At 43.5% G+C, this 24,031-nt stretch carries 21 protein-coding genes; 15 read left to right on the top strand and 6 right to left on the bottom strand.

Features of this window, described 5'->3' with window-relative positions:
- Positions 1 to 40: 40 nt before the first annotated feature.
- Both ACVBIK_RS09320 and rne read right to left on the bottom strand, forming a co-directional pair.
- Entirely contained in the window at positions 41 to 1,600 is a 1,560-nt protein-coding gene (locus ACVBIK_RS09320) for a SulP family inorganic anion transporter (protein WP_447164232.1), read from the bottom strand.
- 130 nt (positions 1,601 to 1,730) lie between these two features.
- The gene (gene rne / locus ACVBIK_RS09315; protein WP_447169529.1) at positions 1,731 to 4,940 is read right to left on the bottom strand and encodes a ribonuclease E; all 3,210 of its coding nucleotides are present in this window, start codon (positions 4,938 to 4,940) and stop codon (positions 1,731 to 1,733) included.
- A 599-nt stretch (positions 4,941 to 5,539) separates the two neighbouring features.
- Here rne and rluC point away from each other — a divergent pair.
- Together rluC and ACVBIK_RS09305 are read left to right on the top strand one after the other, a co-directional pair.
- Entirely contained in the window at positions 5,540 to 6,499 is a 960-nt protein-coding gene (gene rluC / locus ACVBIK_RS09310; protein ID WP_447159959.1) for a 23S rRNA pseudouridine(955/2504/2580) synthase RluC, read from the top strand.
- Positions 6,496 to 7,143 carry an HAD-IA family hydrolase gene (locus ACVBIK_RS09305; protein WP_447159958.1) on the top strand — a complete coding sequence of 216 codons (648 nt, stop codon included), beginning with the start codon at positions 6,496 to 6,498 and terminating at the stop codon, positions 7,141 to 7,143. The genes rluC and ACVBIK_RS09305 overlap by 4 nt, the downstream gene beginning before the upstream one ends.
- 231 nt (positions 7,144 to 7,374) lie before the next feature.
- On the opposite strand, the gene ACVBIK_RS09300 is transcribed toward ACVBIK_RS09305, so the two are convergent.
- Both ACVBIK_RS09300 and ACVBIK_RS09295 read right to left on the bottom strand, forming a co-directional pair.
- Entirely contained in the window at positions 7,375 to 8,739 is a 1,365-nt protein-coding gene (locus tag ACVBIK_RS09300; protein WP_447169528.1) for a diguanylate cyclase, read from the bottom strand.
- A 198-nt stretch (positions 8,740 to 8,937) separates the two neighbouring features.
- Entirely contained in the window at positions 8,938 to 9,519 is a 582-nt protein-coding gene (locus tag ACVBIK_RS09295; RefSeq protein WP_447159956.1) for a Maf family protein, read from the bottom strand.
- Between the two features lie 740 nt (positions 9,520 to 10,259).
- On the opposite strand from ACVBIK_RS09295, the gene yceD reads away from it, so the two are divergent.
- From yceD to ACVBIK_RS09240, 11 genes are all read left to right on the top strand, one after another.
- Positions 10,260 to 10,784, top strand: coding sequence for a 23S rRNA accumulation protein YceD (yceD, locus tag ACVBIK_RS09290; protein ID WP_447159955.1), 525 nt, complete (start codon positions 10,260 to 10,262; stop codon positions 10,782 to 10,784).
- 17 nt (positions 10,785 to 10,801) lie between these two features.
- A complete protein-coding gene (rpmF, locus tag ACVBIK_RS09285) occupies positions 10,802 to 10,972 on the top strand; it encodes a 50S ribosomal protein L32 (RefSeq protein ID WP_012276873.1) in 171 nt (56 codons plus the stop codon).
- Positions 10,973 to 10,987: 15 nt separating this feature from the next.
- On the top strand, positions 10,988 to 12,016 hold the full coding sequence (gene plsX / locus ACVBIK_RS09280) for a phosphate acyltransferase PlsX (protein WP_447159954.1): 1,029 nt from the start codon (positions 10,988 to 10,990) through the stop codon (positions 12,014 to 12,016).
- Positions 12,017 to 12,026: 10 nt separating this feature from the next.
- Positions 12,027 to 12,986, top strand: coding sequence for a beta-ketoacyl-ACP synthase III (locus ACVBIK_RS09275; RefSeq protein ID WP_447159953.1), 960 nt, complete (start codon positions 12,027 to 12,029; stop codon positions 12,984 to 12,986).
- A 46-nt stretch (positions 12,987 to 13,032) separates the two neighbouring features.
- The gene (fabD, locus tag ACVBIK_RS09270) at positions 13,033 to 13,959 is read left to right on the top strand and encodes an ACP S-malonyltransferase (RefSeq protein WP_447159952.1); all 927 of its coding nucleotides are present in this window, start codon (positions 13,033 to 13,035) and stop codon (positions 13,957 to 13,959) included.
- A 9-nt stretch (positions 13,960 to 13,968) separates the two neighbouring features.
- Positions 13,969 to 14,715 carry a 3-oxoacyl-ACP reductase FabG gene (gene fabG / locus ACVBIK_RS09265; RefSeq protein ID WP_447159951.1) on the top strand — a complete coding sequence of 249 codons (747 nt, stop codon included), beginning with the start codon at positions 13,969 to 13,971 and terminating at the stop codon, positions 14,713 to 14,715.
- A gap of 158 nt (positions 14,716 to 14,873) precedes the next feature.
- On the top strand, positions 14,874 to 15,107 hold the full coding sequence (gene acpP, locus ACVBIK_RS09260) for an acyl carrier protein (protein ID WP_011496723.1): 234 nt from the start codon (positions 14,874 to 14,876) through the stop codon (positions 15,105 to 15,107).
- Between the two features lie 243 nt (positions 15,108 to 15,350).
- Positions 15,351 to 16,589 carry a beta-ketoacyl-ACP synthase II gene (gene fabF, locus ACVBIK_RS09255; RefSeq protein ID WP_447159950.1) on the top strand — a complete coding sequence of 413 codons (1,239 nt, stop codon included), beginning with the start codon at positions 15,351 to 15,353 and terminating at the stop codon, positions 16,587 to 16,589.
- Between the two features lie 747 nt (positions 16,590 to 17,336).
- Complete coding sequence (locus tag ACVBIK_RS09250; RefSeq protein ID WP_447159949.1) at positions 17,337 to 17,705, top strand: hypothetical protein; 369 nt, start codon at positions 17,337 to 17,339, stop codon at positions 17,703 to 17,705.
- A 65-nt stretch (positions 17,706 to 17,770) separates the two neighbouring features.
- Positions 17,771 to 18,265: an acyl-CoA thioesterase gene (locus ACVBIK_RS09245; protein ID WP_447159948.1), complete on the top strand. Its 495-nt coding sequence runs from the start codon at positions 17,771 to 17,773 to the stop codon at positions 18,263 to 18,265.
- Positions 18,266 to 18,409: 144 nt separating this feature from the next.
- On the top strand, positions 18,410 to 19,285 hold the full coding sequence (locus ACVBIK_RS09240) for an NAD(P)-dependent oxidoreductase (protein WP_447169527.1): 876 nt from the start codon (positions 18,410 to 18,412) through the stop codon (positions 19,283 to 19,285).
- An 88-nt stretch (positions 19,286 to 19,373) separates the two neighbouring features.
- On the opposite strand, the gene cdd is transcribed toward ACVBIK_RS09240, so the two are convergent.
- Together cdd and sbcB are read right to left on the bottom strand one after the other, a co-directional pair.
- Positions 19,374 to 20,264, bottom strand: a complete 891-nt coding sequence (gene cdd, locus ACVBIK_RS09235; RefSeq protein ID WP_447169526.1) for a cytidine deaminase — start codon at positions 20,262 to 20,264, stop codon at positions 19,374 to 19,376.
- 96 nt (positions 20,265 to 20,360) lie between these two features.
- Entirely contained in the window at positions 20,361 to 21,773 is a 1,413-nt protein-coding gene (gene sbcB / locus ACVBIK_RS09230; protein ID WP_447164237.1) for an exodeoxyribonuclease I, read from the bottom strand.
- A 622-nt stretch (positions 21,774 to 22,395) separates the two neighbouring features.
- On the opposite strand from sbcB, the gene rlmA reads away from it, so the two are divergent.
- Together rlmA and ACVBIK_RS09220 are read left to right on the top strand one after the other, a co-directional pair.
- Positions 22,396 to 23,202 (top strand): 23S rRNA (guanine(745)-N(1))-methyltransferase, encoded by an 807-nt coding sequence (gene rlmA / locus ACVBIK_RS09225; RefSeq protein ID WP_447159944.1) that lies wholly within the window; start codon positions 22,396 to 22,398, stop codon positions 23,200 to 23,202.
- Between the two features lie 303 nt (positions 23,203 to 23,505).
- On the top strand, positions 23,506 to 23,712 hold the full coding sequence (locus tag ACVBIK_RS09220; protein ID WP_012155714.1) for a cold-shock protein: 207 nt from the start codon (positions 23,506 to 23,508) through the stop codon (positions 23,710 to 23,712).
- The last annotated feature ends 319 nt before the right edge of the window (positions 23,713 to 24,031 follow it).

Here is a 24,031-nt window from a genome sequence, read left to right as displayed (position 1 = left end):
TTGCCTGTCTTTTTCGTTAATCGTCGTCGATAGCTAGCGCTTATGAGTCAAGCTTATCGTCAGCAACTTTATAATGTGGATCTTCAATTAGATTGACTTCAACGAGATCACCGGCCTTCGCGAGTAATTCTTTACAGTCATTGCTTAAATGACGTAAATGTAAACGTTTACCTGCGCTCACATATCGCTCTGCTAACGTATCGATAGCATCTAGGGCTGAGTGATCGCACACGCGCGAGTTTTGGAAATCGACAATCACATCTTGAGGATCCGTTTTAGCGTGGAATAACTCCAAAAATTCTGCCACTGAGCCAAAGAAGAGTGGACCGTTAAGCTTATAGACTTTCCAGCCATTTTGATCTTCGCTCACTTCAACATTAATGTGTTTAGCATGTTCCCAAGCGAACACCAGTGCAGACACGATAACACCCACAAATACAGCGAAAGCTAAATCGGTAAATACGGTGACAATTGTCACTAGAATAATAACAAATGCGTCATGTTTTGGTACTTTGCGCATCACTTTAAAGCTAGCCCATTCAAATGTACCTAAGACCACCATAAACATCACACCGACGAGGGCTGCTAGCGGGATCATTTCGATAAGTGCTGAGCCGAACAAAATGAAAGCAAGTAGAGCCACTGCTGCAGTAATGCCGGATAAGCGCCCACGGCCGCCAGAGTTAATATTGATCATCGATTGGCCAATCATGGCACAACCACCCATGGCACCAAAGAAGCCACTCGTGATGTTACCGACACCTTGACCAATACACTCTTTGTTTCCACGGCCACGAGTGCCTGTCATCTCATCAATAACGGTAAGCGTTAGTAATGATTCGATTAGACCTACAGCAGCAAGAATAAGTGAGTAAGGTAAAATGATGTATAAGGTTTCTAGCGTAAACTCGACAGCTGGAATAGAGAAGGTCGGTAAGCTACCTGCAATCGTTGCGTTGTCATTACCGCTCATTGATTTAAGGAAGTCGAGAACGGTTCGAGTATCTAAATTCAAGAAGGTAACGAGCAATGTTACCGTCAAAATCGCAGCTAGCGAAGAGGGGATCGCTGTCGTGATTTTAGGTAAGAACTGGATAATCGCCATGGTTAGTGCGACTAGGCCTAACATGAGTAATAGTTGGTTTTGCGGTAACCAAGTCATCACACCATTTGCGTCGGGTGTTTGAAATTGACCTAACTGAGCAAGGAAGATAACAATCGCTAAACCGTTCACAAAACCTATCATTACAGGGTAGGGAACGATACGGATAAATTTACCGAGTTTGAAGATACCGGCTGAAACTTGAATAAGGCCTGCAAGTACTACTGCGGCAAATAAGTATTGAACTCCATGTTCAGCAACAAGCGCAACCATCACGACCGCCATGGCGCCAGTGGCGCCAGAGATCATACCTGGGCGGCCACCAATCAATGCAGTGATAAGTCCCATAATAAATGCTGCATACAAACCAACCATTGGCTCAACACCAGCGACGAATGCAAATGCAACAGCTTCAGGAACCAAAGCTAAGGCTACGGTGAGTCCTGATAATAAATCTGCTCTATGACTGGCAGTTTTGTGACGAATAAGATCGAACATTTAACCTCTGTTGGAAAGTTGTTGAAATAGTTAGGGGTATTGGCCGCGAATACTAACAAAATTACCGCAGCTTGAATATAAAAAAGCCATGCATTGCTGCATGGCTTTTTGGCAAACTGATTAACTCAGGTTACGTGCGAACAGTTTCTGAATTAGCACTGTTTGCAGTTCTTGGTTTTGCAGTGTCACCAGAGTCAATAGTTTCATATTGGCGTCCTGTAGGGGTCGCAATATTTTCTCTGCTTTCAACTGTTGGCTTAGTTGTGTCTGACATTACCATAGAACCAAAACGGCTAGCAGCTTTGGCTACAGGCTTAACTTCAACAGTAGCCTCTACAGCAGGCGCTTTTTCAGCAATTGGCGTATCTACCACTGTTTGCTGGGTAGGCTTAATTGCAGCAGGCTTAGCCATAGGGGCTGACGCGCCTAGTTTAGCTTCAGCTTTCGGTTCAACAGCTGTTGTGACCACTGGCGCTTGGGCTTTAACTTCAGGAGCAGCTTCAACCACTGGCGCTTCAGTTTTAACTTCAGGAGCAGCTTCAACCACTGGCGCTTCAGTTTTAACTTCAACAGGAGCTTCAACCGGCGCAGTAACTACTGGCGCTTCAGTTTTAACTTCAACAGGAGCTTCAACCGGCGCTTCAACTGGTGCCGTGACCACAGGTGCTTGAGCTTTAACTTCAGTAGGCGCTTCAACTGGTGCTGTGACCACTGGCGCTTGGGCTTTAACTTCAGTAGGTGCTGCAACTGGTGCTGTAACCACAGGAGCTTCAACTTGTATTGGCTCTATTGTTGTCTCTTCAACCACTATAACCGGTGCTTGAGTCGTTGCTGCTGCGTTTTCAACATCGTTAGGAACGAAAACAGGAACAGATGAACCATCTTCATTATGCTGAGAATCTTCGTCACGACGACGACGCTGTCCCGCTGCACGTAAGTGACGTGGGCTACGACGACTTCTACGCTGACCTTCACGAGGCTCACGACCATTTTCTTCTGCAGAGTGAGTCTCATCAGTCATTTCAACTTTTGATTCGACAGCTTCTACTTGTGTGTCAGTTTTAACTTCGACAGCTGTTGATGTTTCAACCTGAGTCTCTACCGCTACAGGGGCTTCAACGTTTGTTATCGCATCTGTTTGTTCAGCAGTGTCAACAGTTTCAACTTTTGCTTTTGGCTTACGTGGCTGACGCTTTGGACGCGCAGGCTTATCATCATTTGATGTTTTAGCTTGCACTGGCGCTTCAGTTAACGCGACCTCTACTTTAGTTTCTTCTTGTTGCTCGTTGTTTACACGTACTTTACGACGCATGTTACGACGCTGGCGACGTTCACGTGCAGCTTCTTGCTTAGGCTGCTCGATAGCTGGAGCTTCAACTTTCGTCTCTTTGCGCGGCTTGTCGTTACGAGGTTGACGTTTGGTTGTCTCTTCAGATGTTGAACGCGTGTCAGAATTTTCATTACGACTGTTTTTCGTTCTCTTATCTTTAGATGGCTCAGCATCATTACGATTGTCGCTGCGATTGTCGTTACGGTTACGGCGAGGATCGTTACGACGATTGCTATTACGGCGATTATTATTACGACCTTGATTACGGCTGTCTTTATCTTGCTTCTTAGGCTCAGTCTTTGGCTCTTCTTTAGCGCCAAATAGTGAGCTAATAGCAGCGGCAATCTTAGCGAAGAAACCAGGTGCTTCTTCTTTCTTAGGTGCTGCCACAGGCTTAGTTTCTTCTACTTCAATTTTCTTTGGTGTAGAGAAACCTTTTAATGCTGGTTGAGGCGCCGCAGCTCGTTCAAGTTTACGAGGCTCGTATAGCTTAGCTTCTTCTTTTTCAAGTAGCTTGTAGCTAGATTCGCTGATCTCGTCATCTTTACGATGGCGAACTACGCGGTAATCAGGGGTTGTCATGTTTGGATCTGGAATGACATACACTTCAACGTTATGGCGCTTTTCGGTAATACGGATCGCTTTACGCTTTTCGTTCAATAGGAACGCTGCAACATCAACTGGAACAACCGCTTCAATTTGCGATGTGTTCTCTTTAATTGCTTCTTCTTCCATTAGACGAAGAATTGATAGCGCTAAAGATTCTGTACCACGGATAGTACCTTGTCCATGACAGCGTGGACATAGGTGCGCTGCAGACTCTTCTAATGAAGGACGCAGACGTTGACGTGACATTTCCATTAAACCAAAACGTGAAATTCGGCCTAACTGTACACGTGCTCTATCGTGATGTACCGCATCTTGCATACGCTTTTCAACTTCACGTTGATGACGTACTGGTGTCATATCGATGAAGTCGATAACAACTAAACCACCTAAGTCACGTAGACGTAATTGACGTGCAATTTCATCAGCCGCTTCTAAGTTAGTATTAAGTGCTGTCTCTTCGATGTCGCCGCCTTTAGTTGCGCGAGCAGAGTTAATATCGATAGAGGTTAGAGCCTCTGTTGGGTCGATAACAATCGAACCACCAGATGGTAGACGTACTTCACGTTGGAATGCAGACTCGATTTGAGTTTCAATCTGGTAATGCGTAAACAGTGGAACTTCAGCATCGTAACGCTTAATACGCTCTACAAAGTCAGGGCGAACAAGAGATACGTGCTCTTTTGCCTGCTCATAAATACGCGGGTGGTCGATCAAGATTTCGCCAACATCACGGCGTAAGTAGTCACGGATCGCGCGAACGATAACGTTACTTTCTTGATGGATTAAGAACGGTGCTGGCGCACTCTCTGCAGCTTCTTTGATTGCCGCCCAGTGGTGCTGAAGTACTTTTAAGTCCCACTTTAGTTCAGCTGGATCTTTGCCTACACCAGCGGTGCGTACAATTAGACCCATGCCTTGTGGTACTTCAAGCTCTGCTAGTGCAGCTTTAAGCTCGGTACGCTCATCACCTTCGATACGACGTGAAATACCGCCAGCACGAGGGTTGTTTGGCATTAATACAAGGTAAGAACCTGCAAGACTGATAAAGGTAGTCAGTGCGGCGCCTTTATTGCCGCGCTCTTCTTTATCAATTTGAATGATGACTTCCTGACCTTCTTTAACCACTTCCTTAATGTTAGGACGGCCTTGGAAAGAATAACCTTTAGGAAAGTATTCACGAGCAATTTCTTTAAGGGGTAAGAAGCCATGACGGTCAGCACCATAATCAACGAAAGCCGCTTCAAGAGACGGTTCTACTCGTGTGATTGTGCCTTTGTAAATATTGGCTTTCTTTTGTTCATGACCTGGGCTTTCAATATCCAAATCATACAGTTGTTGCCCATCAACAAGGGCAACGCGCAACTCTTCAGATTGAGTCGCATTGATTAACATCCGTTTCATGATGACGTAATTCTTCTTTAATAAAGGTCATCAAACGATACTTATTTCACTGCATTACGGGCCTAGGATTATAAAACAAAACCTCACGGTCAGTCTCTAGGCAAGGTGCGCATTGCTGTTAGACGCATTCTCTGCGTGTCGCATCCTATTTATGGCTTATTTTTTTATGTTTATAAAAAACAAGGAATTCGTTGTTAAATGTCAACCAACCCCATAAATTCTTAAAATACTTTCCAGTAATGCCAATTCGAAATGGTAGCGTCTGACGACGAGTTAAAATTATTCTTCGAAATTGGAGCGTTTCCAGTTGAGAAACCAGTCGTAAGTTGGGTTTTCGTTTTAATTTAGTCGTGAAGGCGCATGTACTGGCCTTTTGATTGATACAACGACCCGTAAATCAATGATTTACTATCAAACCGTAAACATTTTTAGTCTCATTCTGTAACGTAACACTAGGCTGATTGGTGGATACTTTATCCACGGGTTATCACCGTTAGCGGGGGAAATATAGCAATAATAGATAAAATCAGCAAATGGAAAGGCACAATTCTTTTGAGTTGTTGTACAATGTGCCGTAACGAAATACATAACGGCGCAGCATGAATACTCCATCTCAAAAAGCACAAGTTCAATTGGTTACTATTGATGAAGACCACGTTGGACAACGTATCGATAATTTTCTTCTGACAAAACTCAAGGGTGTACCTAAAAGTATGATCTACAGGATCGTGCGTAAAGGTGAAGTGCGAGTTAATAAAAAGCGTATTAAGCCTGAGTATAAATTAGCCGATGGTGACATTGTCCGTATTCCTCCTGTCAGAGTGTCTGAAAGTGATAGCAAACCAGGCCCTTCGGCTAAGCTGACTAAAGTGTCTCAGCTTGAAGAACGGATCCTTTTTGAAGATAAGTATCTCATTGTCCTCAACAAGCCATCAGGTATTGCTGTTCACGGTGGTAGTGGCGTTGAGTTTGGTGTGATTGAAGCGATGCGCTCTTTACGTACTCAGCAAAAGTTTCTAGAGTTGGTTCACCGCCTAGATAAAGAAACTTCTGGTGTGTTACTGATCGCTAAGAAACGAAGTGCTTTAAGACATCTTCATGATCAACTGAGATATAAGAAGATGCAAAAAGACTATGTAGCGCTTGTGAGAGGCGAGTGGCAGAGCCACGACAAAGTCATTAAAGCACCATTACTTAAGTTAACGCTTAAATCAGGTGAACGAATTGTTCGCGTGAATAAAGAGGGTAAAGAGTCTGAAACTCGCTTTAAGGTTTTGCAGCGTTATAGCGATTCAACGTTAGTGCAAGCCAGTCCTGTTACTGGGCGAACCCACCAGATCCGTGTTCATTGCCAGTTCGCAGGACACCCGATTGCATGCGATGAAAAGTACAGTGAACAAAAGTTTGATGACTCAATGCGGGCACAAGGCTTAAACAGGTTGTTCTTACATGCGGCTCAACTTAAGTTTACTCATCCAGAAACTGAAGAAGTGATGCAAGTTAAAGCCCCACTAGATCTAATACTCGAATCAACCTTAAAGAAGTTAAAGAAAGTATGAAGCCCTACGAATTAGTCATCTTTGATTGGGATGGAACCTTAATGGACTCCATCAGTAAAATTGTTACCTGCATGCAGCAGATGGCCATGTCGTTATCTATGGTTAGCCCGTCAGAGTTAGCGATACGAGATGTGATTGGTCTGTCTATGGATGAAGCGCTCAAAACGCTATATCCGATGATGCCTGTAGCAGATTTCGAACCCATGATTAATTCGTATAAAGAGCACTACTTAACACTTAATTCTACGCCGAGTCCGATGTTTGATGGCAGTGAACTGTTATTGAATGAGTTGAGCGCAAGGGATTATCGCCTTGCTGTCGCAACAGGAAAAGGCCGTAATGGGTTAAACCGTGTATTAAATGAAACAGGGTTGGCGCGCCACTTTGAATCAAGTCGCTGCGCCGATGAATCAAAGAGTAAGCCCAACCCTGATATGATCCACGAGTTACTAGAAGAGCTTAAGGTTAAGCCTGAGCGTGCTATTATGGTCGGCGATTCACTGCATGATCTTAATATGGCCAATAATGCCGGGGTTGATGCAATTGGCGTGAGTTATGGTGCACATAGTGAGTCAAAATTGCTGCTTGCCAAACCTAAAGCCATTATCCATAAGCCGATAGATTTACTCGGTGTACTGGCGTAATTTTATTTAGTCACTCTCTTATACTTAATGGTATTCCAATCTGAGTGAGAGGGGGCTTCAGTCTTACTCAAGCGATTCTGGTTAAGATAACGCTAGCTCAGATAATGCCGATTCAGATCAAGCCGGTTCAGATAACGCTAGCTCAGATAATGTTGACTAAGACGCACGACTAAACGGTGTTTAAAACATGCCAATAAGTGCTTTGCAATTTGCAATTGCTGCATTTGACCGTTAAACCCGAATCGCTCTGGTTTGTTTATGTTTAAACATCTCATTATCGGCACAGCTAATAAGCGAAGATAATTCAACCGAAGTATCATCGACTAGATGAAGCCCAATGCTGGCACTAATCTTGATTGGCGCTCCATTGATCGTAATATGGGTGCAGAGTGCTCGCTCAAGTTGCTTTCTGAGTCTATATAGTAAGCTTTGGTAGCCAAAAGGATGTTGTTTACATTCTAAGGTGGTGATTAGAAGAAACTCATCACCACCAATACGGGCCACAGCATCACCTTGTATGCTAGTTTCAGTCAAAATATTCGCGACCGCTTTTAACACCTGATCACCTATTTGGTGGCCATACTTATCATTAATTGACTTGAATTCATCAATATCTAAGTATGCAATCGCCAGTTTCCTCCCATTGCGTCGGCCTACCTCTATGAGTTTTTCAAAAAGTTGGAATAATGCGCGCCTGTTAGCTAAGCCGGTAAGGTAGTCGTGATTGGCCAGATATTCGACTTTGTTTTTTGCGTGCTCAAGCTCGGTAATATTGTGAGCTGACACTATGGAGCCTCTAATTTTTCCTGCCGAATTAAAGTAGGGGTTATGATGCACGTCGAGAAATAATGGGCTTTCAATATTGGGCGGGTGAACCCAAATTTGAGTTTTGATTTGCTCACCTTTATAGCATCGGTCCAGTAATGGTTTTATCTGATGTTCAAACGTTTCCAGGCCGTGAAGTTCTATAACGGATTTGCCAATGATCTGATCTTGGGGGAGGTTAAATAATGTCTCATAACCTTTGGAAACGACGCGGTAAATGTAATCAGTATCGACAAATGACATATATTGTTCAGACGAAGCTATCATCTGTTGACACTGCTCTAGTTTTTTGGTGACAAGATATCGATGGTATTCAACACCAATTCGTTGTGCCAGTAGCCTAAAAAAGGCCATGGATTTGCTGTTTTCAGTTTGGGGATGGGGATCTAACACGAAAATGTGACCGAGTACTTCACCCGCTTCACTTATTATTTTTTCTGCTTGGTAACTATTTGCCCCCAAGGTTTTGATGATATGAAAATCTGGAAACCGTTTTTGTAGATCACGACTAAAGGTAAAATGGAGTTTTTCTTTTTCTATATATACCCGTTCACAGGGGGAACCTTTTAGTTCAAATTCAAACCGAGGTAAACTTTTTTGTTGGTCACAAAATGCTATGACCTCACCGAAGCCTGCCCGCTTTGATGGACGAGCAAAGCCCGCCCAACGACAATGTGTCACAAGCGTTAAGGCGCCTAATGCACGAGTAAAGAAGCGCTCATCGGTACAAGGTGCTGCAAGTAAAGCTAGCGCTTCTTCAATGTTGGTCATAATCCTTGCTCAAAAGTTATGCCGTCTGTACTCTATAAAGCCTTAATTAACTGCCTGTTTGTTGTAGATTTCTATTGTTCTACGTAGATTAAATGACGACATCTATTCCAATTAGTAGCTAAATTTTAGTAGAGGTATTATTAATCTGCTTTATATTTTCAGCCCCCAATGGAGCTGTTGTTAGTATCGTGCGGGGAATTAAAGTACGTCCACACCCTGTAAATGAAGCAAGTCTATTAGTGAAATTAATGGTAATCCAATAAGTGTGTTTGGGTCCTTTCCTTCTAATCTCTCAAATAATGAGATCCCAAGCCCTTCACTTTTAAAGCTGCCTGCACAGTAGAAAGGTTGTTCCATATCGACATAACGACAGATCTGCTGATGATTCAGAGTCCGAAAGTGGACAATAAAGGGCTCAACGATCGCTTCCACATGCGAATTCTTACCATTATGTACAGCAAGGCCTGTATAGAAGGTAATTGCTTGCCCGCTAGCAGCTGTTAGTTGTTCAATCGCTTTTTCACGAGTTAATGGTTTACCAATAATTTGTCCATCGATCACGGCGACTTGATCTGAACCTATCACTATACTATTGGGATTGCGCTGTACACCTGCAGCGGCTTTGAGTTTTGCTAAGCGCAAAACTAAATCGGTTGGTGACTCATTATCTAACGCCGTTTCGTCAACTTCAGGAGAGCAACAGCTAAATTCCAATGCAAGTTTTTGCAGAAGTTGTTGGCGAAAAGGTGAGGTTGAAGCAAGAACAATTGAAGCTGACATAGACTTAAGCCTTGAAGTGTTTATCGCGATATTATGATAGGCGCGTTTGAATGGATGATTATACGAATTATTTTACTTGAATAAATACGTAAAGTGACACTGAAAATCACGATCATAGGGTGATGAATATTAGGTGTAGGTGGTAAGGGGGGAAACACATTCTTGTTCTTTGCGCTTAATGGTTTCGTTACGCTTTATAAGTTGATGTACCCACAAACAGTTGGCGGCATAGGCGAAAGTAGTCATCGCTATCATGTACCAAAGCACCCTCCCGTAAACCCTTGAGCATAAGAAAATTGAGAAGGGGTAGTATACTTACACTAAAATTTGAAGTTACGAGCGTTAAAGGTGGCATCTTACTCGCGCTAACGCTGTAGTATTATCAGCCCAGTGAGCATGATTATTGGTTTTGATGGCTAGATTATTAATAATATTACGTTATTCAGAGACTTGAATTTTATGTTTATCAATGCGGTTTATTGCCCCGTAATGAGAGAGAATAGAGGGAATCGGTTGCAGTTTATGGTCATCTTTATTAAGAGCGACACAAAAAAAGATTAACGCGATGGAATTACGAACACTTAAACGCATTTATAGATGAAATATAATGTCATGCTTGCTGTGTTTCTTGTACAATGCGGTTACCTAACAACTCACTTAGCTGAATCAAACGGCTGTTCATCACCTAGAATGTATAAGGGTGTTGACTTCTGTAAAAATTCACCTAAAATGCGCGCCTTATGCAAACAGTAAAGATACCGGTTTCAATTGATCCCGTTCGCGCTGCCAGTAGCCAACTTTCCTATGAAGGCTTGGTGCCTGGTAAGCAGTTAAAGCGATTAAATGAATTATGTGCCGGCGACTGTTCTGATGTGGCAGTGTCGCTTGAATGTGGCGTCGATATACAGGGGATAGTCTACCTTAACGGGAAGGCTGTGACGGAGCTCACTCTGGATTGTCAACGTTGTATGACACTATTTACCACTGAGGTTACGGTCGAGTTTAGTTTTGGTCTTTGTAAGACTGAAGCCGAAATCGATGAGCTCCCGGATGCGTATGAGCCTATTGAGTGCAATGAAATTGGCGAAATTCGTCTGCATCAATTGATCGAAGATGAATTGATAGTTGCTATGCCCTTGATTGCCATGCATGAGAATGAAGATTGTCATCTTGGTAAACAAGATATAGTAGTAGGCGAGATCGAACCCGCTCAAGAGGAGCGTCCAAATCCGTTTGCAGTGTTAGAAAAACTGAAGAGCAAGTAATCTAGGAGACAGGGCCAATGGCTGTACAACAGAATAAAAAATCTCGTTCTAAGCGCGGAATGCGTCGTTCACACGATTCTTTGGGCACAGCTCAATTATCAGTGGATGCAACGAGTGGTGAACTTCACCGTCGTCACAACGTGACTGCGGACGGTTTCTACCGTGGTCAAAAGGTTATCAACAAGTAATTTGTTGAGACCCTGATGACAAATCTGACGCTTGCGTTAGATGCGATGGGGGGCGACTTTGGTCCCCGCATCACAGTGCCTGCAACTTTGCAGGCACTTCGCTTAAACCCCCTCCTAAAAATCGTACTCGTTGGCGACAAGTCGCAAATAGACGAACATTTAGTGTCTGCCGAACCGGCAATAAAAAATCGCATCGAAATTAAACATACAACTGAAGTCGTTGCTATGTCAGATCGTCCTGTTCATGCCCTAAGAAACCGCAAACAAAGCTCAATGCGTTTAGCAATCGAGTTAGTACGTGACGGTAAGGCACAAGCGTGCCTGAGCGCTGGCAATACAGGAGCGTTAATGGCGATGTCAAAAGTCTTGCTTAAGACTTTGCCTGGTATCGACCGCCCAGCACTTGTTAGCTGTCTACCTGCGGTAAATAATACTCCCGTTTATTTACTAGACTTAGGTGCAAATGTATCGTGCGATTCTGAAACCTTATTTCAATTTGCGGTGATGGGCTCGGTGCTTAGTGAAACAGTTGATAAAACCGTCTCACCTAAAGTCGCGTTACTCAATGTGGGTATCGAAGAAATTAAAGGTAATGATCAAGTCCAACAGGCTGGTCAGTTGCTGCAACAAATTCCTCAAATAAACTATACCGGTTTTATTGAGGGCGATGAGATTTACTCTGGTAATGTAGACGTGATCGTTTGTGATGGTTTTGTAGGTAATATCACTTTGAAAACCTCAGAGGGTATTGCTCGTTTACTGGTCCATCAGCTTAAAAAAGCGCTAGGACAAGGTTTTTTTGTCCGACTTTTGGCTAAAATCATCGCTCCACGTATACGTTCTTTGTTAAATCAGATGAACCCCGACCACTATAATGGCGCAAGTCTGATAGGATTGCGCGGAATTGTAGTAAAAAGTCATGGGTGCGCAGATGAAGCTGCTTTTTTACAAGCAATTACTTTGGCAGTAACCGAAGCGCAACGTCGACTCCCGCAGATGATTGAAGATCGTCTGGAGTCGATTCTTTTAGACATTAATAGCTGATAAATTCCTTATGTATACAAAAATTCTTGGTACTGGTAGTTATCTACCGGTGCAGGTGCGTAGTAATCTCGATCTTGAAAAGATGGTTGAGACGACAGATCAATGGATCGTAGAGCGCACTGGTATTTCAGAACGTAGAATCGCCGCAGCGGACGAAACCGTTGCCACCATGGGATATAGAGCTGCATTAAAAGCCATTGAAATGGCGGGTATTGATGCAAGTGAAATTGACATGATTGTGTGCGGTACAACGAGTGCTAGTAATGCATTCCCAGCAGCAGCATGTGAAATACAAGCGATGTTAGGGATTCATACTATTCCTGCATTTGATATAGCGGCGGCCTGTTCAGGGTTTGTTTACGCTTTATCTATTGCCGATCAGTATGTGAAATCGGGCGCCGCGAAAAATGTCTTAGTGATTGGCGCTGATGTGCTTTCACGTCTTTGCGAGCCTGAAGACCGTTCGACCATTATTTTATTTGGTGATGGTGCCGGCGCTGCAGTGGTTGGGGCGTCAACAGAGCCGGGAATTATCTCTACTCATATTTTCGCCGACGGTCGTCATGGTGATTTACTGAAATGCTCAATCCCGCCACGCAAAGGTGAAACGTCTGAAGCGGTGGGTTATATGACCATGAAGGGCAACGATGTATTCAAAGTTGCTGTGACTCAGCTATCTCATGTTGTGACTGAAACATTGCGTCATAACAATATTGATAAATCAGAAATTGATTGGTTAGTTCCGCATCAAGCGAACTTTAGGATTATTAAAGCGACGGCAAAAAAACTTGATATGAGTTTAGATAAAGTCGTTTTAACACTGGCTAAACACGGTAATACGTCAGCAGCTTCGGTGCCTATCGCGCTAGATGAAGCGGTGAGAGACGGACGTATTCAACGTGGTCAAATGTTACTACTAGAAGCCTTCGGCGCAGGATTTGCCTGGGGAAGTGCTTTAGTTCGTTTTTAATAATCGTCTTAGAATGTGCAGATGTTGATTTAAAAAGGTGATAAATATGGAAAATACTGCTTTTGTATTCCCTGGGCAAGGTTCTCAAGCATTGGGTATGTTAGCTGAGCTAGCACAAGACAATGCCATCATTACAGAAACCTTTGCTCAAGCAAGCAGCACGCTTGGCTATGATTTATGGGCGCTTGTACAACAAGGTCCCGCTGAAACATTAAATGAAACGGACAAAACACAGCCTGCTTTATTAGCTGCCAGTGTCGCTATTTACCGTGCTTATTTAGCATCAGGGAAGGCTATGCCTTCAGTGATGGCTGGCCACAGTTTAGGCGAGTACTCAGCATTAGTATGTGCTGGAGTGATTGATTTTGAAGCGGCAATTAAGCTAGTAGAACTTCGTGGTCAGCTAATGCAGCAAGCGGTACCAGCTGGTACCGGTGCAATGTTCGCCATTATTGGTTTAGATAATGACGCTATTGCTAAAGCGTGTGAAGAAGCAGCACAAGGCGATATCGTGAGTCCTGTTAATTACAACAGTCCAGGTCAAGTGGTCATTGCAGGTGAGAAAGCCGCTGTTGAGCGCGCTGCTGCACTATGCAAAGCTAACGGCGCAAAAATGGCTGTTGCACTCCCTGTAAGCGTGCCTTCGCATTGCCAATTAATGAAACCAGCAGCAGAACAATTAGCCGCTGCATTAGAATCGATTGAGTTCAGCGAACCTTCAGTGAAAGTGATCAACAATGTTGATGTTGCCAGTCCAACGTCAGCGGCAGAGATTAAAGATGCCTTAGTTCGTCAACTTTATTGTCCCGTTCGTTGGTCTGAAACTGTAGAGCTAATGGCATCAAAGGGTGTGACTAATTTGTTTGAAATGGGACCTGGTAAAGTACTAACAGGCCTAACAAAACGTATTAATCGTTCGCTTTCAGCACAAGCTGTAAACGATGTTGCATCACTAACGGCGTTGACCGAATAAGGAAATCTGATGAGTATAAGTTTTGACCTGACGGGTAAAGTTGCCCTAGTCACTGGCGCTAGCCGAGGAATTGGCCGTGCAGTAGCAGAAACATTAGTTTCAGCAGGTGCGGTGGTTATCGGTACCGCAACCAGCGAGCGTGGCGCAGAAGCGATTCAAGCTTATTTAGGCGATAAAGGCCATGGTCTTGTTTTAAACGTAACAGATGCTGACTCTGTAAAAAGTTTGTTTGAAACGATTAAAGAAAAAGCAGGCGATGTTGACATTCTTGTTAACAATGCCGGTATCACGCGTGACAATTTGTTAATGCGAATGAAAGATGACGAATGGCAAGATATCATTGATACTAACCTCACATCAATCTTCCGCACTTCAAAAGCGGTCATGAGACCTATGATGAAAAAGCGTCACGGACGCATCATCAATATTGGCTCTGTGGTAGGTACCATGGGCAATGCAGGGCAGACTAACTACTCTGCTGCTAAAGCTGGTTTGATTGGATTTACAAAATCTCTTGCAAGAGAGGTTGCATCTCGTCAAATTACAGTTAATGCTATTGCACCTGGATTTATCCAGACAGATATGACAGATGAGCTGACGGAAGACCAGCAACAAGCTATTATGTCTCAGGTGCCAATGGAAAGACTTGGTCAGGCGCAGGAAATTGCTAACGCAGTCCTCTTTTTAGCGTCAGACTCTGCTGCTTACATCACAGGGGAAACTCTCCATGTGAATGGCGGTATGTACATGGTTTAAAGGGAACGGCAGACAGCTATCGCCTCATGGGGTGATCTGCATCAACTGTGGGCCTGATTGTGGTTAGACCACGAAAGTTAAGCTTGCAATGTCTGCCAAATTCAATAAACTACTCGCAATCTTGCGCAAGTGCGTAATTTGAATAGGAAAGAAAACTAATGAGCAACATCGAAGAACGTGTAAAGAAAATCATCATCGAGCAACTAGGTGTAAAAGAAGAAGACGTTAAATCAGCAGCATCTTTCGTTGACGATTTGGGTGCGGATTCTCTAGACACTGTTGAGTTGGTTATGGCTCTGGAAGAAGAGTTTGACACCGAGATCCCAGATGAAGAAGCTGAAAAGATCACTACTGTTCAAGCAGCGATCGATTACGTTTCTAAGAATCAGTAATCTAGAATTCTTGAAAACAGGCGGCATTTTTGCCGCCTGTTTTTGTTTGTAAAAGCCGCTGGTTGACATAACGTTTTAATCTTCGCTTTCTCAATACTTGTTGACCTAAAATAAGTATTATCCCAACCAGAACTGGCACATACCCGTTGAAACCGTGTTTTCAAGACAAGGGTATAGGCATTGGTAGTTCAATCTCTTTGCAGCTATCATCATTATTCATTTTTAAAGTAAAAAGGTGACCGCGTGTCTAAACGTCGAGTAGTCATAACGGGCTTAGGCTTAGTCAGCCCAGTGGGAAATACAGTAGATTCTTCTTGGAAAGCATTGGTTTCTGGAAAGAGTGGTATCGCGCCGATAACTAAATTTGATGCTAGTGAGTTCACGACTCGAATTAGCGGTTCTGTAAAAGACTTTGATGTCGAACAGTACATGTCTCGTAAAGACGCGCGTAAGATGGACTTGTTTATTCAGTATGGTATGGCTGCAGGCATTCAAGCTGTCGAAGACTCAGGTCTTGAGATGGATAAACTTGATCCATCACGAGTCGGTACGGCTATTGGTGCGGGTATGGGCGGCATGCCGCTTATTGAGCAAAACCATGCAGCGCTGCTAAAGGGCGGCCCACGAAAAGTTTCACCTTTCTTCGTTCCAAGCACGATCATCAACATGATTGCTGGCCATCTTTCGATTAAATACGGCATGACGGGCCCGAACTTTGCTGTGACTACGGCTTGTACTACAGGTGTGCACAACATCGGTTTTGCTGCGCGTACTATTGCTTATGGCGATGCTGATGTAATGGTTGCTGGCGGCGCTGAAGACGTAACTTGTCCATTAGCGGTTGCAGGTTTTGGCTCAGCTAAGGCACTTTCTACCCGTAATGACAATCCTGAAGCGGCAAGCCGCCCTTGGGATAAAGACCGCGATGGTTTTGTTATTGGTGATGGTGCTGGAGTCATGGTTGTTGAAGAGTACGAGCACGCTAAAGCCCGTGGAGCAACGATTTATGCCGAACTTGTAGGTTTTGGTATGAGTGGCGATGCTTTCCATATGACATCGCCACCAAGTGATGGTGCAGGCGCAGCTGCGGCAATGGTTAATGCAATTAACGATGCCAAAATTGCAAATGAGTCGATTGGTTACATTAACGCACACGGCACCTCAACACCTGCTGGCGATAAAGCAGAAGCCGCAGCGGTTAAGTCGGTATTTGGTGCTCACGCTTATGATCTGTTGGTGAGCTCGACCAAATCCATGACTGGCCATCTGCTTGGCGCTGCGGGTTCTGTTGAAGCCATTATCACCATATTGGCGTTGAAAGATCAGGTTGTTCCTCCAACACTCAACCTTGATAACCCTGATGAAGGTTGTGATTTAGATTTCGTTGCTCATACCGCGAGAGATTATAAGTTTGAATATGGACTATGTAACTCATTTGGTTTTGGTGGCACAAACGGTTCATTACTTTTCAAAAAAGTATAGTCGGCTGATTTAATATAAAAAAAGCGCCTTATGGCGCTTTTTTTATATGTGGAGTTATTAATGGGATCCGGTAATGATTTAATAATTAATGCAGAGTTATACCAATCTGTATAAGAAGTTGATCTACTCAGAACGTTTTTTGGCAAACTAATTCAAGGCGAATAACTGAAAGAATGGTTGCTCCCTTATGAAGTTGTTCAAGGCAGAAGTAGGTAGCCAAAACGCTCCAGAATGGTGAGTTTTAGCGGCTCTGATACTGTGACTCTTATGGAACAAGAGGGAGCTTAAACTTAGAATGACTATGCGCTTCACTCGTTGCAAACCACATGGTCTTATATGTTCCCGACATACATAAGACATTTCCTCCATCCCTGGAGGTCAGATGTGGTGAATGTCATTAATGCACGACTATATGGATATAGGAGGTAGAGTAACGCAGGAGCAGTTATCGAGGAGCATTTAATGACCTTGTCTCAGTGCCGCTATACTCTCGCTGAGCGACCAAATCTTTATACTGATTGGTATTAACAGCCAAAATACTCTTATTTTTTCTTTCATTTTAGCTTTAGGGGTTCAAAAATTTGCGTTGTTTCACATTATTAAAGGTAAATATTAAACCATCATGTTGGCCAGATTAACCTTGGTTAATGTGCAGGGAAGACGCTAGAATTTCAGTGCCATTAGGAAGATACTGCAAATAGCTGCTCAGACTATGAGCCTTGCATAATTTATCTAAGGGACACGAAAGTGCTTAATCCAATAGTTATTCCTATCATGCCACTGCTAGGCATTATTACCGCCAATATTAATGAGCTTATTCGTGGTGAATCAGTAGCCCGCTTCCCTAAATTGCAGTTGGGTGTAAAGACATTTAACCTAGCGGTTGCGGCTTTCACCGTGGTGTGGTTTGCCTTGCTGGTAACGGCTATTGATGTAAGTAACGCAAACAGTGTACTTGCAGGCATTGAAGTGATGGGGCTATTTTTAGCTGGTATTGGTATTTATACCCTGTCCAATGGTGGTAAGTATTTTAGTGAGAAAACACAGTTATGGGTTTATCGCTTGGCTTTACCTACAGTGTTAGCGGGTTGCTTTTTCGTCGGTCAGTTTGGGTAAACAGTGCTGCTAGGCTGAATTTGGCGTAAGATACTCAATAGTCAGTAAATGTATTGAGGTCCTATATGGCGGGTTTAGAAAGACAGTTAACATTAAGGTTCCTAGCGGAGCCTGCTGATGTTAACTTTGGCGGTAAAGTTCACGGCGGCGCGGTAATGAAGTGGATTGACCTTGCTGGCTATGCTTGTGCGGCAGGCTGGAGTGGTAAATACTGCATTACGGCTTATGCAGGTGGTATTCGATTTGTTAAACCGATTCACGTGGGTAATATCGTCGAAGTAACCGCGAAGGTGATTTACACTGGCAGAACCTCCATGCACTTAGGGGTTGATGTTAAAGCTGGCGATCCTAAGTTTCCCGAGCGCCACTTAACAACCCATTGTGTGTTAGTTATGGTTGCAGTTGATGATGACGGACAACCAACCGCAGTCCCTGATTGGCAGCCAGTACTTGCTGCTGATATTGAGCTTCGAGAATCAGCCATTCGACTCATGGATATGCGTAAGAAGATTGGAGCTGAAATGCAAGCGCATGTGGATCTGCAACCTTCACTGCAGTGAGCCACGCACTATCTGCTTATTTAGTTGACTAAAGCTAGCCTAAGGGCTGGCTTTTTTATTGTCTGTTTAACGCTGTTTTATTTTATTATTAGCTATTAGAATGGGTAAAAATATTATAAACCTCCCTCTACAATAGGACGTAAAATGGCTAAAGTCGGATTCATTGGTTTAGGTGTTATGGGTTACCCCATGGCGGGGCACTTAGCAAAACACGGTCACCAAGTTACAGTTTACAACCGTACAGAGGCTAAAGCGCAGGCATGGGCAAAAGAGTTTGCTGGCGAGTATCAAACTAGCCCAAGAGCTGCAGCGCAAGGACAAGAGATTGTTTTTGTTTGTGTGGGTAATGATGATGACCTACGCCAAGTCACCTTAGGTGACAACGGGGCATTAGCCGGGATGATCGCTGGCAGTATCTTGGTGGATCACACTACAGCTTCAGCCGATGTCGCACGTGAAATTGCTGTCGCAGCCAAAGCACACAATATTGGTTTTATGGATGCTCCAGTGTCAGGTGGACAAGCGGGGGCTGAGAATGGTGTGTTGACTGTAATGGCTGGAGGCGAACAAGTCACATTTGATACGGCTAAGCCAGTTATTGACGCCTACGCTCGTTGTGCTGAGCTGCTTGGAGATGTGGGAGCGGGTCAATTAACTAAAATGGTCAATCAGATCTGTATTGCCGGTGTTGTGCAAGGCCTTGCTGAAGGATTACATTTTGCCCGTAGCGCAGGCCTGGATGGCGAGAAAGTGGTCGAGGTGATAAGCCATGGGGCGGCGCAGTCTTGGCAGATGGAAAACCGCTACCAGACTATGTGGAAGGGGGATTATGATTTCGGCTTTGCAGTGGATTGGATGCGAAAAGACTTAGGCATAGCGCTAGAAGAGGCGCGCCGAAATGGCTCTCATCTGCCACTCACCGCTTTAGTTGATCAGTTTTATTCTGAACTGCAGGGGATCGGTGGCAAGCGTTGGGATACATCGAGCTTAATGGCCAAGCTAGAGAAGAACCGCGGCTAATGGCTTTAACGTAGCAAATAGCAATTAAAAGTTACCCATAAAAAAGGACCATGAGAATGGTCCTTTTTAGTCGCAGAGGCTAATGAAGTTACTCTGGTTCTACAACGATATGTTCAAGTTCAACAGCGGCAACATTATGTAGGGCGTCCATTGCTGCACCTACCAATGAAATTGTACCTTTAGAAGACTCAATCAATACGGCGCGATTGATCTCGCTGAAATCGCGGTTATGACGTGCCATAGTTGACAAGGCCATCTGCATTGGCTGCATTGACGGATTAAATGCAGCGTTCTCAGCATAACGGCCACAATAGGTCGCACCATCTTTAGTTTCTAATACCACCGCGGCATAATTTTGGGTGTACGGCGCATAACTTAGGCCAGCATGATCGAGACCTTCAATAATCATAGGATCAGTGGAATCTAACGTCAGGGTATGCTGCTGCTTAGTTAGCAAGGGCTCGGTAACGTTTAAGTCACTTGGCCCGAACGCATAAGGTAAGTAGTGCGTTAACGGCTCAACTTTCTGAGCGGGTAGATGGATCTTTACCTTGCTACCTTCAACCAACTCATTGATAAATTGACGACAATGTCCACAAGGTGATGCGTTGACTATGATGTCTTCAATAATGGTCTCACCGCTTAACCAAGCATGACTAATCGCGCTTTGTTCGGCATGAACAGAGTGAAAAAGCGCTTCACTGGGGAGCTCAATATTCGCGCCCATATAGATATCGCCGCTTTTGCCTTTGGCGATAGCACCAACGTAAAACTCACTAATCGGTGGTCTAGCTAAAGCCGCAGCAATAGGCAGCAACGCTAATAGTAATTCGTTAAGCTCCATGTTGCTTTTAGCTTGGAGCTCGCTTAGTTGCTGTGCATCGATATGGCCAGCAAAATCTTTATCGAGTAACGGCACAATTGCCGTTGCTAATGACTCAGGTAACTTAGCTATGCTTTTTAAGAAGCGGTCTTGCATACGCTATTTCCTTTTTGTTAACGCTAATGAAATATCATTCTAGTAAGCTTGTTACATACAGAATGAGATGAAGGTCGCATTTATTGGCTATAAAATTTATAAGCTTCTAAGATAATGACACAAAGCTGCTAATAATTTTTGTTTGGATTCATCTTGCTCGGTTTCTTCGAGTAAGTTTTCTAGACGAATGATGTAATCAGGATCATTGAGTCTAGTTTGGCAGAATTCGCGCCAGCGGTACTGCTCTGAGTCACTTAAGGTTTCAGGGTAGTTACGTGCTCGGTATCTAAACAACATTTCGCCTAGGCGTTCGTCGTCAAAATCAAGCTCTATCGCCGCAAGGTTGCTTGCTTGTGTGTTGCGGATGATTTCAATCTTGGCTTTGTCAGCAGAGCTGAAAAAACCACCGCTATATAAAGCTTGGTCGGTGTCTACGGCTCTGTCTTCGTGCTCAACATCAAATACTGCAACCAGCTTTTCTCTCAGCTCAGGGTGTAGCTTCAATTTTTTGTATTGCTGACGAGCAAATGCTTTATCAAAATCGAGTCTGGCAGCATTCTCGTCAGTTAACGTATTGGCAGCAGCAATAAAGGGACTCTTGTTGATATGGATTTGCTTTAACCCAATCGGTAACTCATCGGGTGCTAAGTCACTGCGACGGGTATACATGCGCTCACGAATTTCATCGACGCTTAATTCAAGTAACGGCGAGATATCCATCGCCAAATTAACGCAAATTACCGCATTTTTATTAGTAGAGTGATAGGCCACAGGTGCAATGATGGTGGTACAACCATTCAGTGCACTGATTTTAGAGCTAACATGCACAAGTGGCTTCATTTCAAGCACGTCAATTAACTTTGATACTGCTTGTTTTTGTCTCAGGCTAAAGTAATAGTCAAATAGCTTAGGTTGCACAGATTTAATCAATTTAGCCATATCGATAGTCGCATAAACATCTGACATCGCATCATGGGCTTTTTCATGGCTTAAACCATTGGCGACGGTAAGCTGCTCAAGTTTAAAACTTGGTGAGCCATCTTCTTTTTCCGGCCAATTTATGCCTTCAGGTCTAAAAGCGTAGCAGGCACGAACAAGATCGATAATATCCCAACGACTATTGCCGTTTTGCCATTCGCGAGCATAAGGGTCGATAAAATTACGATAAAAACCGTAGCGCGATACTTCATCATCAAACCGTAATGAGTTATAACCCACAACACAGGTCTTAGGCTGACTAAATAAGCCGTTAATTTTGTCCATAAACTCAGCTTCAGGCATACCTTTAAGGTTTGCTAGCTGAGGAGTAATACCCGTGATGAGTATTGCTTCTGGTGACGGTAGATAATCGTTAGCGACCTTACAATAAAAGGTTTCAGGCTCACCGATAATATTAAGATCCATATCTGTGCGCACGCCAGCAAACTGAGAAGGCCGGTCTTTCGCTGGGTTAGCACCAAAAGTCTCGTAATCGTGCCAGAAGAGGGTAGGTTGGTTATTTGCAGACATAAATTTAGTGGCTATCACAAACAATAATTGTGGTTATCATAGCACTGCCACACTTTAAATGTCTTCGTTTGCGGAGTCTAATGTACCTTATTAGCTTGAGTTTAAGCCTATTTGCTGACTGGATCGAAAAAGATAAGCGCAGTAGAATAGCGCTCCGTTTTTAGGGGGGCAAGTTTAAAGCTCTTTTGACTCTGTCATACCCATTGAGCCCTAATGAAAGTTTTAATGTGGATCCTAATGTGAGTATTAGTACAAACTACTCATTTTCGATCGGTTTACTTGAACACGTCGGATTGCTTCGATGCATTCCTGAGATACTAAGGACATGCTTTGGCTCTCATTCGTGGGCTGATAGTGGGCAACTACAATCGGGGCCATGCCAAGTCGCTCTGCTTAACACTCATTTTGTGCGTGCTTTAGGGGGGGCTAGATAGAGACTGCTTCTTGACGCCGGGTGATCTTCGGTACTTTATACTAACTTGTTTTGGCCATTAGCCATTGAATTGGGCTCTACTTAGTGATGACGCTTTATCTTGCATCTTTATTAACAACTTGTTCAGACAAAACCTTATAGATTTCGCTGGCCTCAGCATTGAGGCCCCCCTTTTTTGGAGATTGATAAATGATTTACCGCTGCCCGTTATGTGAACAGGCTTTATCTAAAGATGATAAAACTTGGTATTGCGCCGCAAACCATAGGTTTGACTGCGCCAAAGAAGGTTATGTAAATCTGCTACCAGTGCAAAAGAAAAAGTCCAATGACCCTGGTGACAATAAAGAGATGATGTTTGCCAGACGTGAATTTCTGAACAAGGGGTATTATCAAGTTCTGAGCGATAAAGTGAACCTGCTCGCTAATGAATACTTAGAAGATGCACGTTTCGGTTTAGATATAGGTTGCGGCGAAGGCTACTACTCCAATCGTTTGGTAGAAAGCTTGCCGAGTGATTTCAGCCTTTATGGTGTCGATATCAGTAAATCAGCGCTTAAGTATGCCGCTAAGCGTTACCCCAATATTTCATTTAGTGTGGCAAGTGCATTTGATATGCCATTTCCTGATGATAGCTTTGACTTTATGCTACGTATTTACGCTCCATCATTGGATGTAGAGCTTAAACGAGTGATTAAATCTGGAGGTATCTTAATTACTGTTTGTGCTGGGCCTAGACACCATTTCGCACTTAAAGAGCTTATATACGATAATCCGAAAGAGCACACCGAGGAATCTTCTCAGATAGAAGGCTTCGAGTTAATCCATCAAGAGAGAATAGAGCAAGTACTAACGCTCGAGGATGCTGCCGATATTGGTCACTTTTTAAAAATGACACCTTATAACTGGAAGTTAACAGAAGAGCAAAAATTAGCGTTAGCTAAATCAGGCTTAAGTTGTGAGCTAGACTTTAAGGTTGAAGTCTTTAGAGCCTTGTAAATCAAAGGGTGTAGCTTGTTGCCTGTTTTTTAAACGGTTATTGGGGGTGGGATTCTAATTTGTTGGATGTGATTTTTTGATACATTTAGCAAGCTATAGAAATATAAGTAAAAACACCTTAAATAACGATGCGAATGAGTGTTGACATATGATGAGAATGGTTTATAGTGGTTGCAGCTTGAAGGTTAGGCTTATTTTTATGTGTTCAATACGACATGTTCGTCCTGTTAACATTAAGTAAACCGGCATTTTCCAGCTCTACTGCCGTTAAGGCTTTAATTTATATTTACAGGATTCAATATTATGTCTCAAGTTACTGGCGTTGTTAAGTGGTTCAACTCTGATAAAGGTTTCGGATTTATCGAGCAAGAGTCTGGTCCAGACGTATTCGTACACTTCCGCGCTATCAACTCTGACGGTTTCAAAACTCTTGACGAAGGTCAAAAAGTTCAGTTTACTGTTACTCAAGGTCAAAAAGGCCCACAAGCTGAGAACGTAACTGTAGTTTAAGTTACCAGCTTGATTAGCACTAGCTAATCACACAGAATTTTGAAGAGCCGTGGTTTACCACGGCTCTTTTTTCGTTTACGACTTTTGAAAATAAAATACTAAATATAAGCGTGATATAAGCCTCTCGTAGTTAACTTCTTGTTAGTAGCAAGCTATTCGCCTGTTCGTTAGTATCCAGCTCTGTGCTTCCCGTTTCTATCTAAACTTGTTAGCTTTGACATTATGCATTTATCCTAATCAGCAATCAGCAATCAGCAATCAGCAATCAGCAATCAGCAATCAGCAATCAGCAATCAGCAATCAGCAATCAGCAATCAGC

The organism is Shewanella sp. 125m-1, from assembly GCF_052977065.1.
The sequence above is the reverse complement of the archived record's forward strand: the minus strand, read 5'-3'. Positions and strand labels throughout refer to the sequence as shown.